Genomic DNA, 19,922 nt, shown 5'->3' with positions numbered 1-19,922 from the left:
CATGACCAACATCCAACAGGAGACCGAACCCACCATCGGTGCGCTCGCCGAGGAGGCGGACGCCGGCACGACCCGGGGCATCGCGACCGCCCGTGCGCCGAGGCCCAAGGGCGGCATCCGCCGGTTCCTCCCCACGCTCACCCCGTGGCTCGTCACGGGCATCGTGCTCATCGTCGGCGTCACGCTGTTCGGGCTGCTCGGTCCGTTCCTGGTCGGCGACCCGACGACCATCCGCGACTCGGGCATGCAACCGCCGAGCGCCGACAACCTGCTCGGCACGACGCAGACCGGGCAGGACGTCCTCGCACAGCTCGCCTACGCCACCCGCGGCAGCCTGCAGATCGGCCTGATCGTCGGCGTCCTCGCCACGGTGCTCTCCGCGTTCTTCGGCATCCTCGGCGCGTACCTCGGCGGGATCATGGACGAGGCGTTCTCGCTCTTCTCGAACGTCTTCCTGGTGATCCCGGGCCTGCCGCTCGTCATCGTCATCTCCGGCCTCGTCCCGCAGGAGGCACGCGGGCTCTGGACCATCGCCATCGTCCTCGCGATCACGTCGTGGGCAGGGTCCGCCCGCGTCCTCCGTGCGCAGACGATGTCGATCCGCAACCGCGACTACGTCTCCGCCGCACGGGTCGCCGGCGAGCGGCCCTGGCGGGTCATCGCGGTGGAGATCCTGCCGAACCTGCTGCCGGTGCTCGCGTCGCAGTTCGTGTTCGCCGTGATCGCCGCGATCCTCGGCGAGGCCGGCCTGTCCTTCCTCGGGCTCGGCGCCTCGAACTCGTCCACCCTCGGCACGATGCTCTTCTACGCGCAGAACGGCTTCGCGCTCGCCCAGGGCGCCTGGTGGTGGTTCGTCCCGCCGGGGCTCCTCATCGCGCTGCTCGGCATGGGGCTCTCCCTCGTCAACTTCTCCATCGACGAGGTCATCAACCCGCGGCTCGCGAACGTGCGGGCGCAGCGCCGGCGCGAGCGTCGCGCCCGTCGTGCGGCCCGCCGTCCCGGCGGTTCGTCCGGCCCTGGAGGCACGACTCGCCTTCCCGAGACCGCCACCGACCGGAAGGGGGTCACCCGATGACCCGGGACGCCGTCCTCACCATCGACCACCTCGACGTCGTCTACGAGACCGAGACCCCGGTGCACGCCGTCAAGGACGTCTCGCTGACGCTCGCCCCCGGCGAGATCCTCGGGCTCGCGGGGGAGTCCGGCTGCGGCAAGACCACCCTCGCCTACGCCATCACCCGGCTGCACAAGCCGCCGGCGAAGGTCGCGTCCGGCAGCATCACCTTCCACGACCGGGACGGCAGCGACGTCGACCTGCTCGGCCTCGGCGACGAGCAGCTCCGCGCCGTCCGCTGGTCGAAGCTGTCGATGGTGTTCCAAGGGGCGATGAACGCCCTCAACCCCGTCACCACCATCCGGGCACAGCTCGACGACGCCCTCGTCGAGCACCGCCGCGGCATGGGACGCAAGGAGCGTCGGGCGATCGCCGAGGACGCCCTCCGCCGGGTCGGGGTCGACCCGGCGCGCATCACGGCCTACCCGCACGAGTTGTCCGGCGGCATGCGGCAGCGCGTGATGATCGCGATGGCGATGCTGCTCGAACCGCAGGTCATGATCATGGACGAACCGACCACGGCGCTCGACGTCGTCGTGCAGCGGGAGATCCTGCGCGAGATCGTCCGGCTGCGCGACGAGCTCGGCTTCGCGGTCGTGTTCATCACGCACGACCTGCCCCTGCTGCTCGAGATCAGCGACCGGATCGCGATCATGCTCCGCGGCGAGGTCGTCGAGTGCGCCACCGCCGACGCGATCCAGCACGACCCGCAGCACCCCTACACCCGCCGGCTGCTGCAGTCGTTCCCGAGCCTGTCCGGGGCCCGCGGCGGGTTCATCCGTTCCGGCATCGATGAGGAGGTCGCGTCGTGACCAGTGTGACCGTCAGCCACCTCGGCAAGGACTTCCACACCCGGAAGGGCCTCCGCCGCACCACCCTGCGCGCCGTCGACGACGTGTCGTTCGAGCTCCTGCCCGGACGCACCGTCGCGCTCGTGGGGGAGTCCGGATCGGGCAAGTCCACGATCGCCCGGATGCTCGCGAAGCTCGAGAGCACCACGCGCGGCTCGATCGACGTCCGGTTGGAGGACGGCACCCCCGTCGTCGGCAGCATGTACCGGCGGCACGTGCAGATGGTGTTCCAGGACCCGTTCGCGTCGCTCAACCCGTTCCACTCCATCGAGCACCACATCGCCCGGCCGCTGCAGCTCCACCACCGTGCGCGCGGCGCAGAGGAGACCGCCCAGAAGGTCCGGGAACTGCTCGGCCGCGTCAACCTCGACGAGGACTTCGCCTCGCGCCGGCCCCACGAGCTCTCCGGCGGGCAGCGGCAGCGCGTCGCGATCGCCCGCGCACTCGCACCCGGCGCGCAGGTGCTCGTCGCCGACGAACCCGTCTCGATGCTCGACGTGTCGATCCGCCTCAGCGTCCTCAACCTGATGGGACGACTGCAGCGCGAGGACCACCTCGCCGTGCTGTACATCACGCACGACCTCGCCACCGCACGGCACTTCTCGGACGAGATCCTGGTGCTGTACCGCGGCCGGGTCGTCGAACGTGGGCCCTCGGACGACGTCATCCTCAACCCGCAGCACGACTACACGCGGCTGCTCGCCGAGGCCGCCCCGGACCCGGAGCGCACCGACCGCCGGGTGACTTCAGGGTCGGCGCTCGACCGGTCGACGATCGACAACACCACCTGCTACGACCACGGGATCGGTGCGTGGGTCTCGAGCGAGCCGGCTCCGGTCGGGGCACGGTGAGCGGGGAGTTCGTCGACTGGACCACGCCCGGGTTCTCGGTGCGCTTCCGGGTCGGCGACGACCGGCCCGCGGCGCTCGTGTCCTTCGTGCCGGCCGACGGGGCGGTCGCCGACGGCGCGCTCTCCGACGGACTCGCCGATCCGCAGCCGCTCGTCGAGCTGACGACCGTCGGGCACGGTCGGTTCCCCGGCGGGTTCCGGCACGTCGACTCCACGATCGGGGCGCGACTGCGCCCCGTGTCGCACCACGAGCACGAAGACGGGACCGACCTGTGGTTCCGGATCCTCCAGGAGGACGCGGCCACGGGCCTCCAGGCAGAGTCCGTCTTCCGGGTGGAAGCCGGTGTGCCGGCGTTCCAGACGTGGACCGAGGTGCGCGCGGAGCGCGGCGAGCACGTCGTGGACTTCGTGTCGTCGTTCGCGACCGGGGCGTTCCTGACCGACTCGGGCGTGACCGTCGACGAGCTGTCGCTGCTGCACGCCGACAACGACTGGGCGGCGGAGAGCCGGTGGCGCACCGATCCGCTGCGCTCGATCGGGCTCGCGCGCATCGACCGCGAGGCCCAGCACCACCCGCCCCGCAGCCGTGCCGTCGTGCAGAACCGGGGGTCGTGGTCGACCGGCGAGGCGCTGCCGATCGGCGTGCTGGACGCGTCGTCCGCTGCGTACTCGCTCGTCTGGCAGGTCGAGCACAACGGGCCGTGGCTGTACGAGCTGGGGGAGACCCGCCGGCACGCGTACCTGCTGCTGAGCGGACCGACCGACCAGGAGCACCAGTGGACCACGGTCGTCGCGCCCGACCGGCCGTTCGTGTCGGTGCCGGTGTCCGTCGGGATCGCGTCGTCGGTGGGTGGGGCGTTCGAGGTGCTCACGGCGCAGCGTCGGGCACGGCGGTCGCTGCGGCCCGCCGACGCCTCGACGCCGCTGGTGTTCAACGACTACATGAACACGCTCATGGGCGACCCGACGACCGAGAAGCTCCTGCCGCTCATCGACGCGGCCGGCGACGCCGGGGCCGACCTGTTCTGCATCGACGCCGGCTGGTACGCCGAGGGGCACTGGTGGGACACCGTCGGGGCGTGGGAGCCGGCGGCGTCGCGGTTCCCGACCGGGCTCGAGGCCGTCATCGGCCACATCCGGTCGCGGGGCATGCAGGCGGGGCTGTGGCTCGAGCCCGAGGTCATCGGCATCCACTCGCCGCTCGCGTCGTCGTTGCCGGCGTCCGCGTTCGTGCACCACCGCGGGGTGCGGGTCGCCGAACACGGACGGCACCTGCTCGACCTGCGCTCGCCGGAGGCCCGGGCACACCTCGACGCCGTCGTGGACCGGCTCGTGGGTTCCCTCGGGGTCAGCTTCTTCAAGATGGACTCCAACACGATGACCGGGCCGTGGGCCGGGTCGCTCGAGCACTCTCGTGCCCTGCTCGACTGGCTCGACGACGTGCAGGCCAGGTACCCGGCGCTGCTCATCGAGAACTGTGCCTCGGGGGCGATGCGGGCCGACGCCGCCATGCTCTCCCGGTTGCACCTGCAGTCGACCTCGGACCAGCAGGACCCGGTGCTGTACGCGTCGATCGCCGCCGCTGCTCCGGCTGCGATGCTGCCGGAGCAGGCGGGGAACTGGGCGTACCCGGCGCCGTCGATGTCGGACGACCTCTTCACGCTGTCGCTGGTGAACGGGGTGCTCGGGCGGATGTACCTGTCGGGGTACCTCAACGAGATGTCCGGTGCGCAGCGGGCGGTCGTCGGGTCCGCGATCGCCGCGCACCGTCAGGTGCTGGAGATCATCGACACCGCGCTGCCGGCGTGGCCGCTCGGGCTGCCCGGGTGGGAGGACACCTGGGTCGCGCTCGGGCTGCGCGCTGCGTCGGGCGACCTGTACCTGTCGGTGTGGGCCCTGCCGGGGGCTCCGTCGGCGCTGTCGTTGCCGCTGCCTGGGTTCCTCGGTCAGTCGGTCACGGTGTCGCCGCTGTTCCCGACGGAGCTCGGGGCGTGGGAGGTCTCGTGGGACGCGGCGGCGGGGGTGCTGCACGTCGACCACGGTGGGACCACGCCGACGGCGCGGGTGCTCCGCGTCCGGCGCGAGCCGGGCACCCCGCCGGAGGGGGCGGACGCGGGGCGCTGACCAGGGCGGGCGTCGGATGGCAGACGGGGCCCGTCCTGGGACTGGAGGCGCGGTGCGGGCAGGTGCCGCGCCTCCAGTCCGGTGGGTGGTGCGATGCGTGGGCGCGCGGGTGGGGCCGATGCGGAACGACTTCTCCGACGTCGTACGACGTCGGAGAAGTCGTTCCGCGTCCGCGGGCCGCGTTCCTCAGCGCCAGCTGCTGCGCAGTGCGCGGAACCAGCGCGGGGTGAGCGCCGGCGGCAGGTACCAGGTCGAGGCGGCGCCGAGCAGGGCGATGACCGCGGGGATCCAGAAGAGCCAGCCCGGGCGGTCCGGCAGAGCGAGGACGACGCTCACGAGCACGATGCCGAGGCCGAACCAGAACAGGCCGAGGACCCAGTACGACAGGCCGCCCTTCGCCCAGGAGCGCCAGAGGCCGGTGTAGCCGAGCAGGCCGACGAGCATCAGGACGGCGCCGATGATCCAGATCACGTCGTGCTCCAGCTTCGTTCGAGCAACTGCGGGAGCGCCTCGAACACCCAGTACGACGGCACCAGCTGCAGTCGTGAACCACCCTCCACACGGAGGCGCAGGTGTGATGCCGCGCCCATGAACACGAGGGGGAGCCCGTCGTCGGACCCCGGCACCGCGATCGAGACCGTCGACCAGGGCTGCTGCCAACGCGCGGCGAAGACCGGGCCGGCTCCCGCGGGGGGATCCACCTGGTGGCCGGAGACCATCGCGTCCACGACGTCGTCCGGGATCACCCGCGACTCGTCGTCGCCCGGGTCGGCGACGGGCCAGAACGGCTCGATGCCCGACCAGGCGATCAGTCGACCCACGGCCGAGGTGAACGGCAGGAGGTCGATCGTCTCGGTGTCGCCGTGCACCGTCCGGACGACGGCGTCGGTGCCGCTGGCCCAGCACGACCACGTCGTGGTCCCGGAGCGGTTGACGCGTTCGGCCGCGAGCGTGCGGCCTGCGCGCTCGACGATGCCGGCGATGGTCGTCGCGGTCTCGCTCGCACCGCCGAACCGACCGAGCAGGCCCGCCTCGCGCAGTGCGGTGGCCGCCGGGGTGTTGCGCTTCGCGGCGGAGACGAGGCCCCGGCCGCGCAGGTCGAAGAGCGCTTGCAGTGCGCCGGACGGCAGCGTGTACGCCGGCTCGGGGAGCGGTCTGCCCGGAGTCTGGTCGAGGCGTTCGAGCGGCTGGCCGGCGTACTCGGTCGCGAACGGGTCGAGGAGGTCGTTCACGAGAGGAGCTCCAGGGTGCTGGTCGCGGCGATCGAGTCGAACGTCGTCACCAGTGCCGGGTAGGCGTCGAGGCCGGCGCTGCACGTCAGGTCGAGGCGCTTGCCACCCGTGGTGCCGGTGAACTTCGTGACGGCGACCATCACCCCTTCGTACTCGTAGAGGAACTGCATCCGGCGGTCGAACGGCCCCTGCGGCCACGGGGTCACCGACACGACGTGCGACCACGGCACCATCGCTCGGGCCTCGGCGATCGCGTTCGACGAGTCGGCGACGATGTCCCCGGCCGACTCGACGACCGAGAGCACCGCGTTCTCGCGGAAGGTGCCGTTCGGGTTGACGGGTGTCTCTGGTCGGACGACCGCGACGGCTCCCGTGCGGTCGTCGTCGATCCACTGCGACGGGACGTGGAGGGCGCCGGCCGCGGTCACACGCGTGCGCCACCCAGCGGTCGTCGTGTGCTCGTCGTGGTCTGCGCCGGTCATCCCGTGATCTTGTCCCATAGTCCCTTGGCTGCTTCGCCGATCTCCTCGCCGACCCCGCTGCCGACGATACCGCCGACGATGCCGCCCACGATGCCGCCGATCGCCGTACCTGGGCCGGGGAACACACTGCCGATCGTGGCGCCGATCTCCGCGCCGACGATCGCCCCGCCCCACGCGCCCGCCGCCGAGCCGCCGCCGACGAACACGGCGTTCTCCGTCGCGCTCGCCTGCTTCTCACCCTCGGACCACTCCGGGTGGGTCTGCGAGTCCTCCTGGTACTGGTCGGCGTACGCCGAACCGATGGTCAGGACCGTCCCGGCGACACCGAGGGCACGCCCGCCGACCTCCGCGACCTTCGGCAGGGCCGACTTCGTCGCGCCGTCGTCCCAGACCATCGAGAAGCGGTTCTTCGTCGTCACGTCGGGTTCGGGCTGCGTGATGTACGACTGCGCCGTGTGCTCCGGGATCAGCAGGGGGCTGCCCGGACGGGTGGCGAAGGACGCACCCTTCCACTCGAGGACCGGCTGCACCTTGATCGTCTCGATCGACCGCGTCTCGACGGCGATCTCGAGTCGGCGGACGCGGTTCGTGGCTTCTTCGGCGAGACCGATCGCGGTGCCCGAGACGTTGCCGGCAGCGGCATCGACGACGTTCTGGATCTGCGTCACACCGGCGTACTTCGCGAGCGAGCGGAGTCCGCTGGCGCAGTCGGCGTCCGCGGCCTCGACGTCGGCGTTGAACGTGCGGACGCGTCCGGCGAGGTCGGTGGCGGCGGTCGCGAGCGCATCGGCCGTCGTGCCGTCCGGATCCGAACCGGCAGGGGCGTCCGCCGCGTCGCGCACCGCGGTCTCGTGCGAACCGATGTCCGACAGGAGGGTCGTCCGACGCGTCGCGAGGTCGGCCAGGACGGTCGCGTACGCGTCGAGCACCCGCTGGACCTGCTGCACGTCGCCCGCAACGATGTCCGCGACTGCCTTCGGGGCGTCCATCGCGACGTGCACCCGGTGCGCCTCGGGTGCCTGGTAGACACCGGGAGCGGACAGGCCCGCCCATCCGGTCGCGACGGCGTCGGTCGCTTCGGTCGTCTGGGTGGCGATCGCCGTGAACGCCGCCGAGGCCTCGCTCACCGCTGTGGCGTCGGGGAGTTCCGCGGGGGTGCCGATGGCCGTCATTCGTCGCCGCCCCACTCCACGTCGGCGACGTGCCGGTTGGCGTCCGTCGCCATCTCCTCGTCGCCGTGCTCGTAGGCCGTGATGGCCGAGCGCGTGGCCGCGATCGCCGTGCTGATCTGCTGCTTCGCCGCGAGCACGTCGACACCGATCGGGTCGATCGCCAGGTCCGCCAACGCGGCGGCGCTCTGCGTCCCGCCGCGGACCGCCGCGATCGCCTGGCCGATCGCGGACTCCAGCGTCCGCGTCGCCGTCTCGATGCCCGCTGCGTCGGTCTCGGCCTGCGTGATGATCGCGCGCGCCTGCCCCGGCTCGATCTGCCAGCTCGTCATGTCGTCCCCCGATTCGAATGCCGTACCGCTCGACCCTACGATGGGGGTTGTACCGAAGCAAAACTTGGGGGACTCGACGTGGGGGCAGCGATCTGGCTGATCGTGATCGGCGCGGTGTGCGTCGTTCCGGGGGGACTCGCGTACGCAGGGCTCTGGCGGTCGTGGATTCGACGAAGTACGCCGGCGATGCCCTTCGGGTTGTTCTGGCTCGGTTCGGCGCTCGTCTGTGAGGGCGTCGCCGCGTTCTTCTTCAACGGACCCGTGGTGCTCGCCCTCGTGCTCATGGTCGCGTTCGTGCTGTGCGGCGTGCTCGGGATGTGGTTGCTGTTCGGCGGTGCCCGGTGGGCGACCCCGGCCTGGTACCGGCGGCGAGGAACGGTGAGGCGATGACCCGGCACGTGCCGTGGGATCCGTGGCCGGACGTGCGGTGGGGGTCGCTCGTGGTCGTCAGTGGGCTCGTCCTCGAGGTCCCCGAGGGATGGACGGCTCGATCGGTCGCTGCAGGTGTCGTGCTCGATCGTGCCGACGGCGCGGTCTCGATCGCGTTCCGCGCGTCCGGAGAGCCCCTCGTCGTCGACCTGCGACGTGTGCCAGCCGACGCGCTCCTCCTCGAGGCGAGCACGGACAGGCTGCTCGTCGCGCTGCCGTCGGTCGACGACGTGGTGCTCCGGGACGAGCGACTCGTGGCCGACCGGGGTGTGGAGGTCCGCATCAGTCTCGTGTGCTCGGTGCACGACTGGCCGGCCACGTCGCAGATCGTCGACGGGTTCCTGGACTCCCGGTGGCACCCGGCGGTCGACCGACCCGTGGTCGCGATCCCCGGTGTCGCCGGCGTCGATCGGCCCGGCCCGTCGCTGCAGTGGACCGCCCACCCCGACGTGCTGGACCACCTCGCGCGGTTCCGTGACCGCGGCATGGTGCCGGGGTCGGCACGTCGCTCGGACGCCGGTGTCTCCGCCCGCGAGCTCGGCTTCGTCGGTCGGTTCGGTGGCGTGACCGAGAAGGGAAGCGAGGTGCTCGGTCCGGTGCTCGACCACGACGCGATGCTCGTGGTCGAGGCGTCCGATCCGGCTGTCGATGGCTCCACGTCGCGGTGGGTGTGCTGGGTGCAGGGACGCCGCTGTGTGGTCCGGGCGTCCCGGGGCGACGGGACGGACGCGCTCGGCATCGTCGACCTCGGATCGGTCGCGGGCCACCTGCTCGGCTGGCTCGACCTCGACCCGGCCGGCTCCGTCGGTGCGGGGGAGTCGGTCACCATCTCCTCGGCGCAGTACGAGGACCGCTCCGGGCCCTGCCCGAGCGACGTCGAGTGGTTCCGCACGGCGTGGGCGGCGCCGACGTGGCGGTCCGTCAAGGGGTGGAGTCACGAGTCGGGTGCCGGCTTGTTCGGACTCATCGTCCCGGGTGTCGGCGCTCTGCGGTGGGAGCGCGGCGAGCACGAGGTGACGCTGCAGCCGATCCGGAACGCCTCGCTCGTCCGGGATGCGGTAGCGGCCGTGAACGCGCTGACAGCGGGGACCGGATCGCCTTCTCGCGAGTGACCGTTCCGGTTCACGATCCCCGGGGATCGTGAACCGGAACGGTCAACCGTTCAGTACGCCGGGCGGATCCAGTCCGTCAACGGCTCGAACCGCGCCGGCGGCAGGACCTCGTCCGGATCGGCTCGCCGCGCGCTGAACACGTGGGTGAGTTCGCCGAGCTCGAACCGCCGCCGGGCGATGCCGTCGTGCTCGTCGACGACGAGCGTCGACCGGAACGCCGGGTCGGCACGGTGCTCGAACGTCACGAGGACGGATCGCTCGCCGATGTGCTGGACGAGGACGGGGGAGAAGCTCTCGGGACCGCGACCCCACCAGAGCAGCTGGTCGGGGAGCGCCATGCGGACCACGGCACCCGCGACCGTGCTGTGCGCGAAGGTGTCCTCCGAGTCGCCGTCCGCGTCGTGGAGGACGCCGTCTCGGAACCACATCGTCGGGCCATCGGTACGATCGAGCGTCCACCGCTCCTGGGACTCGTCCACGTCGAGGCGGAACTGCCAGTGCCGATGGTCCGCGTCCTGGTGGACACCCTCGAGGACGTACCGCCCGGGCGTCCGGAGTTCGGCGATGTCCGCGGCGACCGCAGGGCCGTCTGATCGGGCGAGGACCTCGTCGAAGCGCATGCACCCATCCTGCCGATCCGGCCTGAGCAGGTGGACGACGTCAGCGCATCCGTGTGGACGCGATCCCGCCGTCGACGTCGATGGTGCCGCCGGTGACGAAGGCTGCCTCGTCCGACACCACCCACCGCACGGCGCGCGCGATGTCCTCGGGCTGCACGGGGCGTCCCGCCGGTGTGCCCTCCGTCATCGCGGCGAGGACGTCGGCCGAGTCCGCGTTGCCCGGCGTCGCGGTCGCCCCGGGTGCCACGGTCACGACACGGATGCCGCGGTGCCCGTACTCGGCGGCCCAGGCACGGGTGAGCTGCTCGACCGCGGCCTTCGTCGCCGGGTACAGCGCCATGAAGGGCACCCCGACGCGGGCCATCCACGAGCCGATGTTCACGATGTGCCCGCCTCCGTTAGCGACCATCGACGGGGCGAGGGCGGCGACCAGGACGTGCGGCGCTCGGATGTTCGTGGCGAGCAGGGCGTCCACGGTGTCGTCGGACAGTGACTCCGTCGGACCACCGGGGTAGGCGCCGGCGTTGTTCACGAGGACGTCGACGTGACCCCCAAGCTGTTCGATCGCGGCGGTGGCGAGCGTACGGACCTCGTCGGGGCCGGCGGACAGGTCGGCGACCAGCGGCACGGCGCGGCCGCCCTGTTCCTCGATGGACGCGGCGACGGCGCTCGTGCGCTCGGCGTTGCGGCCGTGCACGGCGACGAACACGCCCGCGGCGGCGAGCTCACGGGCGATGGCCTCGCCGATGCCGCTGGAGGCTCCGGTCACGAGGGCGGTACGGGTGGTGGTGGAAGCGGGTGCATCGGTCATGACTCGATGCTCGGCCCGCCCGGCACCCGCGCCCTTGCCCGGATCCACGAGGACCTTGCCGGATCACGCACCCCACGGTTCCGCGGTCGACGCCTGGGTAGGTTGGAGCCGTGGACGACCTCACCGCGCAGCACCTCGACCGGGCCGCGGCGATCGCGTCCGCCCACGCTGCCGTCCTGGGCACCGACCACCACGCCGCCTCCGCGCGCGCCGGGTCCGCGCACCGAGCGGATGCCCTCGGACTCACCGTTTCCCGGGTCCACGAGCCGACCGGGCTGTTCGACCGTCGGTACGTGCCGTCGTTGTCCGTCGTCCTCCGCGGCCGGAAGCGCTCGATCGTGGGCGACGACGACCAGGTCTGGGGTCGCGAACGGTTCATCATCACCCCGGTCGACCTGCCCGTCGTCGCCGGCGTCGTGGACACCGCCGGGGACGACGGCTTCGTCTCCGCCGTCTGGCGCCTCGACCCGGCGATCGTCGGCGAGGTCGTGTCGACGATGTCCGCGCCCGCCGCTCCGGCCGGCGGCGAGCTCCCACGGCTCGGCGCCTGGACCGCGCCGCTCGCCGACGCCTTCGCCCGCCTGCTCGCCCTGCTCGACGCCCCCGAGGACGTCCCCGTGCTGTTCCCCCTCGTCGCCCGCGAAGTCGTCCTCCGCCTGCTCCAGACCGCGCAGGCACCGCGCATCACCGCCGCGCTCGACGGCTCCGGTACCTCCGTCGTCGCAGCCGCGACCGCACTCCTGAACGGACGGATGGCCGAACCGTGGTCCATGGAGCGCCTCGCCCGCGAACTCCGGGTCAGCGAGTCCACCCTGTTCGCCCGCTTCAAGGAGGCGACCGGCATGACGCCCGCCCAGTACCTCAAGCGGACGCGGCTCGGCGAGGCGCGACGGCTCATGGTCGTGCACGGTGACACCGCCGCCCGCGCGGCCTCGGCAGTCGGCTTCCGCAGTGCCTCGCACTTCTCGCGGGACTACCGGGAAGCGTACGGACGCCCGCCGGCGGCGGACGCGGTCGCGGCACGGGCGCAACTCGCGCTGGCGACGGCCGTCTAGCTCTGGAGACGGGACGGACCGGACTGGAGGCGCGGTGCGGGCTGGTGCCGTGCCTCCAGTCCGGAAGACGGATGGTCAGGCGGTCGCGCCCCGGCGCTCCGGAGCCCGGAGGGCGGCACCCGACAGGAGGGCGCCGGCCGCGCCCGCGGCCGTGGTGGCGAAGGGCAGCGTGACCGGGGGAGCCTCGACGAGAGTGGCGATGGGCAGTCCCGCGGCGAACCCGACGGCGGCCGTCAGCAGGCCCGCGATGACGACGGCGGGTACCAATCCGAGCGTGTCGTCGAGGGCCATCGCGAGTGCGTGGACCCCGGCGGCGACCGCTCCGCCGATCAGGAGTCCGGCCGGGATCGCGAAGAACGCCACGAGGACCAGCAGTGCCGAGTCCGGCGGCCACCAGTCGTGCTCCGTGACGATCGGCTGGTCGACGGTCGGGTCGGAGATCCAGGTGACGCCGATGATGCCGAAGGCCTCGAGCGCGCCGATGATGCCGCCGACCAGCATCACGACGGTCCACGGCCACCGCCGCGGTGGGTTGTCGAACTCTCGGTGCATGTGTTCCCCCTGCGCCGATCATCGCGTGCGGAGCTGGGCGGTAGCGGTCAGCGTCGTCGGGCCCGGTGCCCGAGGCGATGGCCCATCCACTCGCTGACGAGGAAGATCGTCGCGATCACGGCGGTCGAGCAGCCGGCTACGGCGATCGGCACCGTGAGCTCGGATACAGCCACCAAAGAGAGATCCGCACCGAAGGGCACCGCGAGGAGGAACGCCGACACGGCTGCCGATGCTCCGACGAGCGAGCCGACGGATCCGAGCAGCAGCGCAGTGACGAGGACGACCGTCGTGCGCGCTCGCGTCGAGAAACCGATGAGCGTGAGGGCTCTGAGATCGTTGCCGGTGCCGCGCGCCTGGGCGAGCGATGCCGCGATCGCCACCCCCGTGGCGATCGAGAGCGCAGGGCCGAGTGTGAGGATGAGCTCCCGCCAATCCGCCGCAGCGGACGCGGAGCTCGGTCGGGTCAGTGCACTCGTCATCGCCTGCGCCGTCACCAGCCCGGTGACGCCGACACCGACCGTCGCGATCGGGCCGAACCGCGCCGCACGACGTGCCGCGAGCCGTGCGCCCACGGCGGTGCTGAGGGGCCCCCGGTGAACGCAGATCGCGACCGCTCGCAACGATCCGCCGACCACCGTGCGTGAGGCGATCATGGCCGCGGCGATCGTCCCGAGCGCCGCTGCGGAGAACACGGTGATCGCGGGTGCGGTCTCGAGCGTCGAGAGCCGCTCGGCCGCGAGGGCGTCGCCGGTCGTCTGGGTGCCGAGGACGAGCGCGGGGGCGAACACGACTGCCAGGATCGTCGGGACGATGAAGAACGCAGCGACAGCGGAAGCGATGACCATCTGCCGCTCGACACGACTACCACGCGAACCACCGCCGACCCACCACCCGAGCGTGCTGGGGAGGAGCAACCCGAGTGAGACGAGCCAGAGCGCGCCGCCGGTGTCTTCCGCGCGACCGTGCCCTGGCGTGAGTGTTCCCAACTGACGACTCCACAGCAGACCGAGCTGTGGTGCGGTGGCTCCCGCGACGAGCACGCCGGACACGACGGCGACCGCGGTGCTCGCGACTCCGAACAACGGTGCGCGTGCGGGGGCACCGAGGACGTGCAGGCGCGAGAGTTCCGGCTGGAGGGCGGTAGCGAAGGCCCTCGAGGTCAGAAATGATGCCGCGACGGCAACCGCGACGGTGACGGTCAGGATTGTCTCGAGGCCGTCGAAGGCCACGCCAGCACCGGCGACTGCCGTGACCGTCCCTCCCAGTACTGCGGAGAGCACGACGGCCGCCGTGGTGTGGCCGATGAACAGTCCGATCGCTGGCCGGGGATCCGCCAGGGCCGTCCGGAGAAGGGCGGACGCGGCGTTCACCGCAGCCCCATGGCGCGGTCGATCAGCTCGCGGCCCGGGCCGTCGACACGACCCACGACCCGCCCGTATTCCACCGTGACCAAGCGATCCGACCGCCGAGCGAGCGCCGGGTCGTGGGTGACCACAATGACCGTGCGACCGCCGGCAGCGGCTCGACCGAGGAGATCCCGGACCGCCGTGGCAGCCACTTCGTCCAGCCCGGCGGTGGGCTCATCGCAGCACACCACCGGTGAGCCCGTCGCCAGAGCTCGGGCAACGGCGACCCGTCGTCGTTCGCCGCCCGACAGATCCGCGACCAGGGTGCGACGCAACGCCGGGACGAGCCCGAGCGCCGCCGACAGCTCGTCGACAGACCGATCATCCGGCCTGCGCGCGAGACGTTGGCCGAGTGCGATGTTCTCGTCGACGGTCATCGCGTCGATGAGGTCGTCCGTCTGACGGGCAGTCGCCAACGACCGTGCGCGCAGTCGAGCGCGGACCCGCTGCGGCGCCGGGTTGACGATCGCATCGCCGAACCAGACCGTGCCCGCAGCCGGGACCTCGACAGCGGTGAGGATGTCGAGCAACGTGGACTTGCCGGCGCCGGACGGGCCGACGATCGCGGTGAGGGAGCCTGGCAGGGCCTCGATGTCGGCGTCGGCGTCGACGACGACGGGCCGACCGTCGCGAGTCGCGGCCCGGGACGTGAGACCGCGTGCGGTGAGGGCGGTCATCGCGAGCGGCGGCGGAGGAGCGAGGGACGGTCGGATGTCGTTCGAAGCGTCGCTGCACGGCCCGAGAATGGCAGTCAGACCTCTGACATGTCAAACGTCGCATGCTCCATCAGCCGACCTTCGACGTGTTGAAACGGGGATCAGCGGGTCCGCGCCACTCCGCTGCGGACTCCGACCCACAGCCCGTCCCGCGCCCGGGTCATGCCGACGTAGAGCTCCCGCCGCCCGCGCTCCCGTCGCTCCCGATCCGACTCCGAGGACTCGGCAGGAGCGGCGTCGACCATCCTGCGGTCGACGTGCGCGAGCAGCACCTGCTTGAACTCCAGACCCTTCGCCCGCTTGACGGTGCCGACCCGCACCGCGTCGGACGTCTTGCCCGAGTACTCATCGAGCATGATCACCGGGACACCAGCGTCGCGCAGGACACCCTGGACGTCGTCCGCCTGCCGATTCGTCGCCGTGAGGATGCCCACGTCTCCGTGCCCGGTCCCGATCAGCCGAAGCACCTCGGCCAACCGTTCGAGCATCACTCGGTCGTGGTCGGCGCGGCTCGCGAACCGATGGAACGCCGGACGCGGACCGGAGCGGGACACCGCCGACACCGTGTCACCGACGCCGTCGACGCCCTCGATGTCGACGAACTGGTCGTCCGCCACCATTTCTTTCGCGAACTCGAGGATCTCGGCGGTGTTGCGGTGGTTCACCTCGAGCACGACGCCGCGCCCGGACAGGCTGATGCCGACCTCACCGAGCGTGTACCCGCCCGGGTAGATCGTCTGCTGGCCGTCCCCGATGAGCGTCAGTCCGTCCGCACGATCCCCGACGAGGTGGTGCATGAGCGAGACCATCGCGCACGACAGGTCCTGCGCCTCGTCGACGATCACCGCGTCGTACCGCTCAAGTGGCACCGCCGCGACCGCGTCGCGGGCGAGCAGGACGATGTCCTCCCAGTCGTGCGCGCGCCGCTCGCGCAGCCCGCGTGAGTACGCCTCGTAGAGGTCCCACACGGCCTGCCGCGTCTCCACCGGCAGCGCGTGCTTGCGCCCGACACGCGCCAGGTCCGCGTACTGGTCGAAGCGCGTCAGGCCGCGCCCCTTGATGACGTGCTTGATCTCGTCCTCCCAGTAGGAGCGCGAGAAACGCGACGACCGCAATGGACTGGAGGCGCGGATCGCGTTCCAGGCGTCGTCGAACGCGAGTCGCGCCTCCCGTCCGGGTGTGCGGAACGCGATCCCGCGTTCCTTGAGCAGGCGCGTGGCGAACGCGTGGACGCCCATGAAGTCGATGCGGCCGACCATGTCGAGCGCGAGGCGCTCGAGGAGCGACTCGAGGACCTTCGGGAGGGTGCTGATGTACGTGGTGAAGAGCACGCGGCCGCCGGTCGAGCGTGCGAGGTAGGCGGCGCGGTGCAGGCCGACGACGGTCTTGCCGGTGCCGGCGGCGCCGCGGACGCGGGCCGGGCCGTTGAAGCTGCGGCGGACGAGCTTTGCTTGGGCAGGGTCGAGGAAGGCCATCCAGTCCTCGATCGGTGCCTCGAGGACGCCGTCGAGGAGTTGGTCCGTGAGCTCGTCGTCCAGTGCGGCGATCGTCGGCGAACGCGTCGGTGTGGGCTCGCGGGGGAGGACCGCTGCAGGGACGATGATCTGCGGCGGTGCCGTTGCCTCGTCGCCGATCACGGGGAAGTGAGTCAACATCGCGGCGAGGACCTCGTCGACACGTGATGCCGAGAGCCGTGCGCCGCGCTTGGTGATGTGGCCGACGAGGTCGTGCGTGCCGATGACGTCGACGGAGGCGACGCGGGCGTGCATTCGCTTCTGGCCGGCGAGTGCTGCGACGGCGTGGACCTCGCCCGGTGCGAGACCGATGTCTGCGAGGGCGGCCTCGGTGCTGTACGCCAGGTCGGCGAGGCGGGCGATGTCGTCGGTGACGTCCTCCTGGCCGCGGGTGATCCGGTCGCCGTGGACCGCGACCTCGCGCCAGGCCTTCGTGTCGACGATGAAGACGCCCGCCGGACCGACGACGACCATGTCGACCTGGGCGGTGCGGCTGCCGGGCCAGCGGCGGTCGGCGAGGAGGTGGTAGCCGATGCCGGCGAGTGGGGCGAGGAGCTGGGCGGTCTCGCTCTCGGTGCGTTCGGCGACCTCGAAGCGGGCGGCGCGTTGCTCGGTGTCGTGTGCTTGACGGCGGAGTTCCTGTGCGTGGCTGCGTTGGCGGCGTGCTTCGACGCCTGCCGATTCCCCGGCGATCGTCATGGTGTTGTCCCCTCGGGGCGTCCCTGGTCCTCGGTGCCGCTCGTCGTCCCCGGGATGAGTGGTGTTGAACCATCCTCGTGGGTGGGGACGTGGGGCGGGAGTACCCGTTGTGGGGCCGTGGGCGGACTTCCGCATCGTTTGTGCGGTTCCACATGTCCCTCACGTGGGGCGTGGAATCAATCTGGCTTCTGTCTCTAGGATTCAGACGACTGAGGGGATACACATGGACGTGCGTGAAACGACGCTGCAGGAGCTGCTCGGGGGGCCGAAACAGTACCTGGTGCCGCTGTACCAGCGGCCGTACGCGTGGCAAGGACGCCAACGTGGTCGCCTCTGGGGCGACATCCTCGAACTCGCCGAGACACGCCGGACCAACCCGGGTGCAACGCACTTCATGGGATCTCTCGTGCTCTCGACCGGAGCCATCGTCCCGACCGGAATGGAGTTCCTGGTCGTGGACGGTCAGCAGCGGTTGACAACGCTGTCGATCCTGCTGTGCGCAATTCGCGACTACCTCCGAATCCACCAGAAGGATCAGCCGATGCTCGCGGAGAGCATCCACGAACAGTACGTGGCCGATCGGTTCAAGCCGGGCGACGCACGATTGAAGCTCTTGCCGACCCAGGCAGACCGCGACGACTTCCGTGCTGTCGTGGACGGTGCTGTCGGTGCTGATTCGGATTCCGGCGTCGGGCAGGCCTACTCGTTCTTCCGCCGAGCACTCGAGCTCGCAGACGACCCGGACGATCCGCTTGACATCGAGCGGATCCGAGAGGCCGTGCTCGGCGGCCTGACCTTCGTGTCGATCACCGCTCGTGACGAAGACAACGTCTACCGGATCTTCGAGTCGCTGAACAACACGGGCCTGCGGCTGACGCAGGGAGACCTCGTCCGGAACTACCTGTTCATGCGTCTCGGTTCCCGGGGCGAATCGGTGTACTCGTCTTGGTGGCTGCCGATGCAACGTCGCCTGACCGGGGACGACCTCGAACTCATCTTCTGGCTCGACGCTGTGGCTGACGAACCGCTGCTGAAGCAGGGCGACATCTACAGCTACCAGCAGGCGCGACTGGCGAAGATGGACGACGAACAGATTCTCGCGGAGATCGAGCGCTTCAGCCGGCTCTCCGAGCAGCTCGCCGTCGTTCGCGACCCTTCGCTCGAGCCCCAACCGGCCCTCCGGAAGCACCTGCAGCACCTCGCGGAATGGGGATCGACGACCACTGTGCCGCTCACGCTCCGCCTGCTCGCTCGCCGCGCAGTCGGCACGAGCAGCGCGGCAGAAGTCACGGGTGCGCTCGCCGCGATCGAGTCGTACATCGTGCGGCGGACGATCGGCGGACGACCCGGACAAGGCTTGAACCGCACGATCCTGCAGGCTTGTGGAGTCATTGACGACCGCCCGGTCGACCGTGTGCTCCTGGACTACTTCTCGACGGGCCGGAAGTACTTCGCAACCGACGACCAGATTCGTGACGCCGTCCGGACCCAGCCGTTCTACCTCCGTGGCCTCCGCACGCAGCAGAAGCTCATCCTCAAGTGGGTGCAGGAGGAACGCAACCCGAAGGAACCGGTCGACGTCGAGAAGTCGACGATCGAGCACATCCTTCCTCAGACCCTGACGCCAGAATGGCGAGCAGCACTTGAGGTAGACCTCGGGGACGATGAAACAGTTGAGGAGGTCCACGAGCATCTCGTCCACCAGCTCGGGAACCTCACGCTCACCGGCTACAACTCCGAGCTGAGCAACCGGTCGTTCGTCTCGAAGCAGGAGGACTACCGGAACAGCAGTTACAGCGCGCTCAACCAACGCGTGCTCGAGGCAGCGGTCTGGGGCCGCGAGCAGATCCTTGAGCGTGGCGAATGGTTCGCTGACCGGATCATCGAGCAGTGGTCTGGTCCGGACGAACGTGTCTCGCCCGAAGCGACCGGTCGCGATTGGTCGCTCGTTCACCAAGCCATCATGGCCATCCCTGCCGGCCACTGGTCCTCCTACGGCGACGTGGCCGCGCTCATCGGAACGCACCCGGTCCCGCTTGGAAACCATCTCAGCAGTACGCCCGTCGCCGGGGCGCACCGAGTCCTGCAGGGCACCGGAACGGTGTCACCCGGGTTCCGGTGGTTGGACCCCGCCGACGATCGCGAACCTCGGTCGGTGCTGGAATCGGAGGGTCTAACCTTCTCGGCAAACGGCTCCGCCGACGAACAAGCCCGGCTCTCGACGGCAGCACTCGCCGAGGCGATCGGTCTGGTGAGCGACACGGCGAACGGCGGAGACGGGGCGTTTTTCGGGCAGCTCTCAGGCGCAAATCCGCCGGAGACGGTGCGCGCTGTGCGTGCGCTATTCGAAGCCTGGAGCGAGCTCGGAGGTACTGTCGAGTTCGGATCGAACCGAGAGAGCAGTGCCTTCATGACGGCTCCCCGACGGACCGCGACCGGTCCTTCGCACTGGCCGTTCGCGATCTACCCGATTTCCGGCAGTGTCGAGGTGGTTTTTCAGCACCTCCGTGTTCGACCGCCCTTCGATGACCTCGCGCTGCGTGAGGAGTTTCGTGCTCGCCTTAACGCTGCTCAGGGCGTTGACCTCGCGGCGAGCCGCATCGACAAGCGTCCGTCGTTCCCCCTCGAAGCACTCGGCTCCGATGCCGGCCGCGAGCTAGTGATGGGCGCCCTCGAGTGGTTCGTCGATCAGCTCGCGCATCCCGCCGGCGACCGACAGCCCGGTCTTGCCGACACCCCCACCCCCTGAGGTGTGAACGTCTGACCCTTCGGGTACGGTCCCAGGGAACCCACCAGCTAAATCGTCGCTCGTGGCCGCGGAGGCCGAGGGAGCGACGGCGACGGCCGAGCACTC

19 protein-coding genes are annotated in these 19,922 nt (G+C 70.8%); 8 read left to right on the top strand and 11 right to left on the bottom strand.

Features of this window, described 5'->3' with window-relative positions:
• Position 1: 1 nt before the first annotated feature.
• The 4 genes from CRP27_RS18140 to CRP27_RS04910 are packed head-to-tail and all read left to right on the top strand — an operon-like array spanning position 2 to position 4,939.
• Positions 2-1,075 carry an ABC transporter permease gene (locus tag CRP27_RS18140; protein ID WP_176505465.1) on the top strand — a complete coding sequence of 358 codons (1,074 nt, stop codon included), beginning with the start codon at positions 2-4 and terminating at the stop codon, positions 1,073-1,075.
• Positions 1,072-1,926, top strand: coding sequence for an ABC transporter ATP-binding protein (locus CRP27_RS18135; RefSeq protein WP_176505464.1), 855 nt, complete (start codon positions 1,072-1,074; stop codon positions 1,924-1,926). The genes CRP27_RS18140 and CRP27_RS18135 overlap by 4 nt, the downstream gene beginning before the upstream one ends.
• The gene (locus tag CRP27_RS04915) at positions 1,923-2,816 is read left to right on the top strand and encodes an ABC transporter ATP-binding protein (RefSeq protein WP_097179547.1); all 894 of its coding nucleotides are present in this window, start codon (positions 1,923-1,925) and stop codon (positions 2,814-2,816) included. Before CRP27_RS18135 ends, CRP27_RS04915 begins: the two co-directional genes overlap by 4 nt.
• On the top strand, positions 2,777-4,939 hold the full coding sequence (locus CRP27_RS04910) for a glycoside hydrolase family 36 protein (RefSeq protein ID WP_097179546.1): 2,163 nt from the start codon (positions 2,777-2,779) through the stop codon (positions 4,937-4,939). The genes CRP27_RS04915 and CRP27_RS04910 overlap by 40 nt, the downstream gene beginning before the upstream one ends.
• Positions 4,940-5,125: 186 nt before the next feature.
• Here the strand turns inward: CRP27_RS04910 and CRP27_RS04905 are convergent, their stop codons facing one another.
• The 5 genes from CRP27_RS04905 to CRP27_RS04885 are packed head-to-tail and all read right to left on the bottom strand — an operon-like array spanning position 5,126 to position 8,154.
• Complete coding sequence (locus CRP27_RS04905) at positions 5,126-5,410, bottom strand: hypothetical protein (RefSeq protein WP_097179545.1); 285 nt, start codon at positions 5,408-5,410, stop codon at positions 5,126-5,128.
• The gene (locus CRP27_RS04900) at positions 5,407-6,171 is read right to left on the bottom strand and encodes a hypothetical protein (RefSeq protein ID WP_097179544.1); all 765 of its coding nucleotides are present in this window, start codon (positions 6,169-6,171) and stop codon (positions 5,407-5,409) included. The genes CRP27_RS04905 and CRP27_RS04900 overlap by 4 nt, the downstream gene beginning before the upstream one ends.
• Positions 6,168-6,653 (bottom strand): hypothetical protein, encoded by a 486-nt coding sequence (locus tag CRP27_RS04895; protein WP_097179543.1) that lies wholly within the window; start codon positions 6,651-6,653, stop codon positions 6,168-6,170. The genes CRP27_RS04900 and CRP27_RS04895 overlap by 4 nt, the downstream gene beginning before the upstream one ends.
• Entirely contained in the window at positions 6,650-7,825 is a 1,176-nt protein-coding gene (locus CRP27_RS04890; protein WP_097179542.1) for a hypothetical protein, read from the bottom strand. Before CRP27_RS04890 ends, CRP27_RS04895 begins: the two co-directional genes overlap by 4 nt.
• Positions 7,822-8,154, bottom strand: coding sequence for a DUF6507 family protein (locus CRP27_RS04885; RefSeq protein ID WP_097179541.1), 333 nt, complete (start codon positions 8,152-8,154; stop codon positions 7,822-7,824). Before CRP27_RS04885 ends, CRP27_RS04890 begins: the two co-directional genes overlap by 4 nt.
• Positions 8,155-8,340: 186 nt before the next feature.
• Between CRP27_RS04885 and CRP27_RS04880 the strand changes: the two genes are divergently transcribed.
• Together CRP27_RS04880 and CRP27_RS04875 are read left to right on the top strand one after the other, a co-directional pair.
• Positions 8,341-8,544 carry a hypothetical protein gene (locus CRP27_RS04880; RefSeq protein WP_079238727.1) on the top strand — a complete coding sequence of 68 codons (204 nt, stop codon included), beginning with the start codon at positions 8,341-8,343 and terminating at the stop codon, positions 8,542-8,544.
• A complete protein-coding gene (locus tag CRP27_RS04875) occupies positions 8,541-9,695 on the top strand; it encodes a hypothetical protein (protein WP_097179540.1) in 1,155 nt (384 codons plus the stop codon). Before CRP27_RS04880 ends, CRP27_RS04875 begins: the two co-directional genes overlap by 4 nt.
• A gap of 50 nt (positions 9,696-9,745) precedes the next feature.
• Here the strand turns inward: CRP27_RS04875 and CRP27_RS04870 are convergent, their stop codons facing one another.
• Together CRP27_RS04870 and CRP27_RS04865 are read right to left on the bottom strand one after the other, a co-directional pair.
• Complete coding sequence (locus CRP27_RS04870; RefSeq protein ID WP_097179539.1) at positions 9,746-10,315, bottom strand: hypothetical protein; 570 nt, start codon at positions 10,313-10,315, stop codon at positions 9,746-9,748.
• A gap of 40 nt (positions 10,316-10,355) precedes the next feature.
• Positions 10,356-11,126, bottom strand: coding sequence for an SDR family NAD(P)-dependent oxidoreductase (locus tag CRP27_RS04865; protein WP_097179538.1), 771 nt, complete (start codon positions 11,124-11,126; stop codon positions 10,356-10,358).
• 110 nt (positions 11,127-11,236) lie between these two features.
• Between CRP27_RS04865 and CRP27_RS04860 the strand changes: the two genes are divergently transcribed.
• Complete coding sequence (locus CRP27_RS04860) at positions 11,237-12,181, top strand: AraC family transcriptional regulator (protein ID WP_097179537.1); 945 nt, start codon at positions 11,237-11,239, stop codon at positions 12,179-12,181.
• A gap of 75 nt (positions 12,182-12,256) precedes the next feature.
• Here CRP27_RS04860 and CRP27_RS04855 read toward each other — a convergent pair whose 3' ends face one another.
• The 4 genes from CRP27_RS04855 to CRP27_RS04840 all read right to left on the bottom strand — a co-directional run bounded on the left by CRP27_RS04855 (position 12,257) and on the right by CRP27_RS04840 (position 17,068).
• A complete protein-coding gene (locus CRP27_RS04855) occupies positions 12,257-12,733 on the bottom strand; it encodes a hypothetical protein (RefSeq protein WP_097179536.1) in 477 nt (158 codons plus the stop codon).
• Positions 12,734-12,780: 47 nt separating this feature from the next.
• A complete protein-coding gene (locus CRP27_RS04850) occupies positions 12,781-14,103 on the bottom strand; it encodes a hypothetical protein (RefSeq protein WP_097179535.1) in 1,323 nt (440 codons plus the stop codon).
• A complete protein-coding gene (locus tag CRP27_RS04845; RefSeq protein ID WP_097179534.1) occupies positions 14,100-14,816 on the bottom strand; it encodes an ABC transporter ATP-binding protein in 717 nt (238 codons plus the stop codon). Before CRP27_RS04845 ends, CRP27_RS04850 begins: the two co-directional genes overlap by 4 nt.
• 140 nt (positions 14,817-14,956) lie before the next feature.
• Positions 14,957-17,068, bottom strand: a complete 2,112-nt coding sequence (locus tag CRP27_RS04840) for a nuclease-related domain-containing DEAD/DEAH box helicase (RefSeq protein ID WP_097179533.1) — start codon at positions 17,066-17,068, stop codon at positions 14,957-14,959.
• A 223-nt stretch (positions 17,069-17,291) separates the two neighbouring features.
• On the opposite strand from CRP27_RS04840, the gene CRP27_RS04835 reads away from it, so the two are divergent.
• Positions 17,292-19,817: a DUF262 domain-containing protein gene (locus tag CRP27_RS04835; RefSeq protein WP_097179532.1), complete on the top strand. Its 2,526-nt coding sequence runs from the start codon at positions 17,292-17,294 to the stop codon at positions 19,815-19,817.
• Positions 19,818-19,922 lie beyond the last annotated feature (105 nt).

The sequence above is a fragment of the Curtobacterium sp. 314Chir4.1 genome (assembly GCF_900215175.1).
Classification (GTDB): domain Bacteria; phylum Actinomycetota; class Actinomycetes; order Actinomycetales; family Microbacteriaceae; genus Curtobacterium; species Curtobacterium pusillum_A.
Note: the sequence above shows the minus strand (reverse complement) of the source record. Positions and strands in the feature narration are given on the sequence as shown.

Bases quoted from the DNA above. Each gene is read 5' to 3' on its own strand.
- CRP27_RS04885 (WP_097179541.1), bottom strand. From the start codon at position 8,154: ATGACGAGCTGGCAGATCGAGCCGGGGCAGGCGCGCGCGATCATCACG.
- CRP27_RS04855 (WP_097179536.1), bottom strand. From the start codon at position 12,733: ATGCACCGAGAGTTCGACAACCCACCGCGGCGGTGGCCGTGGACCGTC.
- CRP27_RS04870 (WP_097179539.1), bottom strand. From the start codon at position 10,315: ATGCGCTTCGACGAGGTCCTCGCCCGATCAGACGGCCCTGCGGTCGCC.
- CRP27_RS04835 (WP_097179532.1), top strand. From the start codon at position 17,292: ATGGACGTGCGTGAAACGACGCTGCAGGAGCTGCTCGGGGGGCCGAAA.
- CRP27_RS18135 (WP_176505464.1), top strand. From the start codon at position 1,072: ATGACCCGGGACGCCGTCCTCACCATCGACCACCTCGACGTCGTCTAC.
- CRP27_RS04895 (WP_097179543.1), bottom strand. From the start codon at position 6,653: ATGACCGGCGCAGACCACGACGAGCACACGACGACCGCTGGGTGGCGC.
- CRP27_RS04875 (WP_097179540.1), top strand. From the start codon at position 8,541: ATGACCCGGCACGTGCCGTGGGATCCGTGGCCGGACGTGCGGTGGGGG.
- CRP27_RS04840 (WP_097179533.1), bottom strand. From the start codon at position 17,068: ATGACGATCGCCGGGGAATCGGCAGGCGTCGAAGCACGCCGCCAACGC.
- CRP27_RS04865 (WP_097179538.1), bottom strand. From the start codon at position 11,126: ATGACCGATGCACCCGCTTCCACCACCACCCGTACCGCCCTCGTGACC.
- CRP27_RS04845 (WP_097179534.1), bottom strand. From the start codon at position 14,816: ATGACCGCCCTCACCGCACGCGGTCTCACGTCCCGGGCCGCGACTCGC.
- CRP27_RS04890 (WP_097179542.1), bottom strand. From the start codon at position 7,825: ATGACGGCCATCGGCACCCCCGCGGAACTCCCCGACGCCACAGCGGTG.
- CRP27_RS18140 (WP_176505465.1), top strand. From the start codon at position 2: ATGACCAACATCCAACAGGAGACCGAACCCACCATCGGTGCGCTCGCC.
- CRP27_RS04880 (WP_079238727.1), top strand. From the start codon at position 8,341: ATGCCCTTCGGGTTGTTCTGGCTCGGTTCGGCGCTCGTCTGTGAGGGC.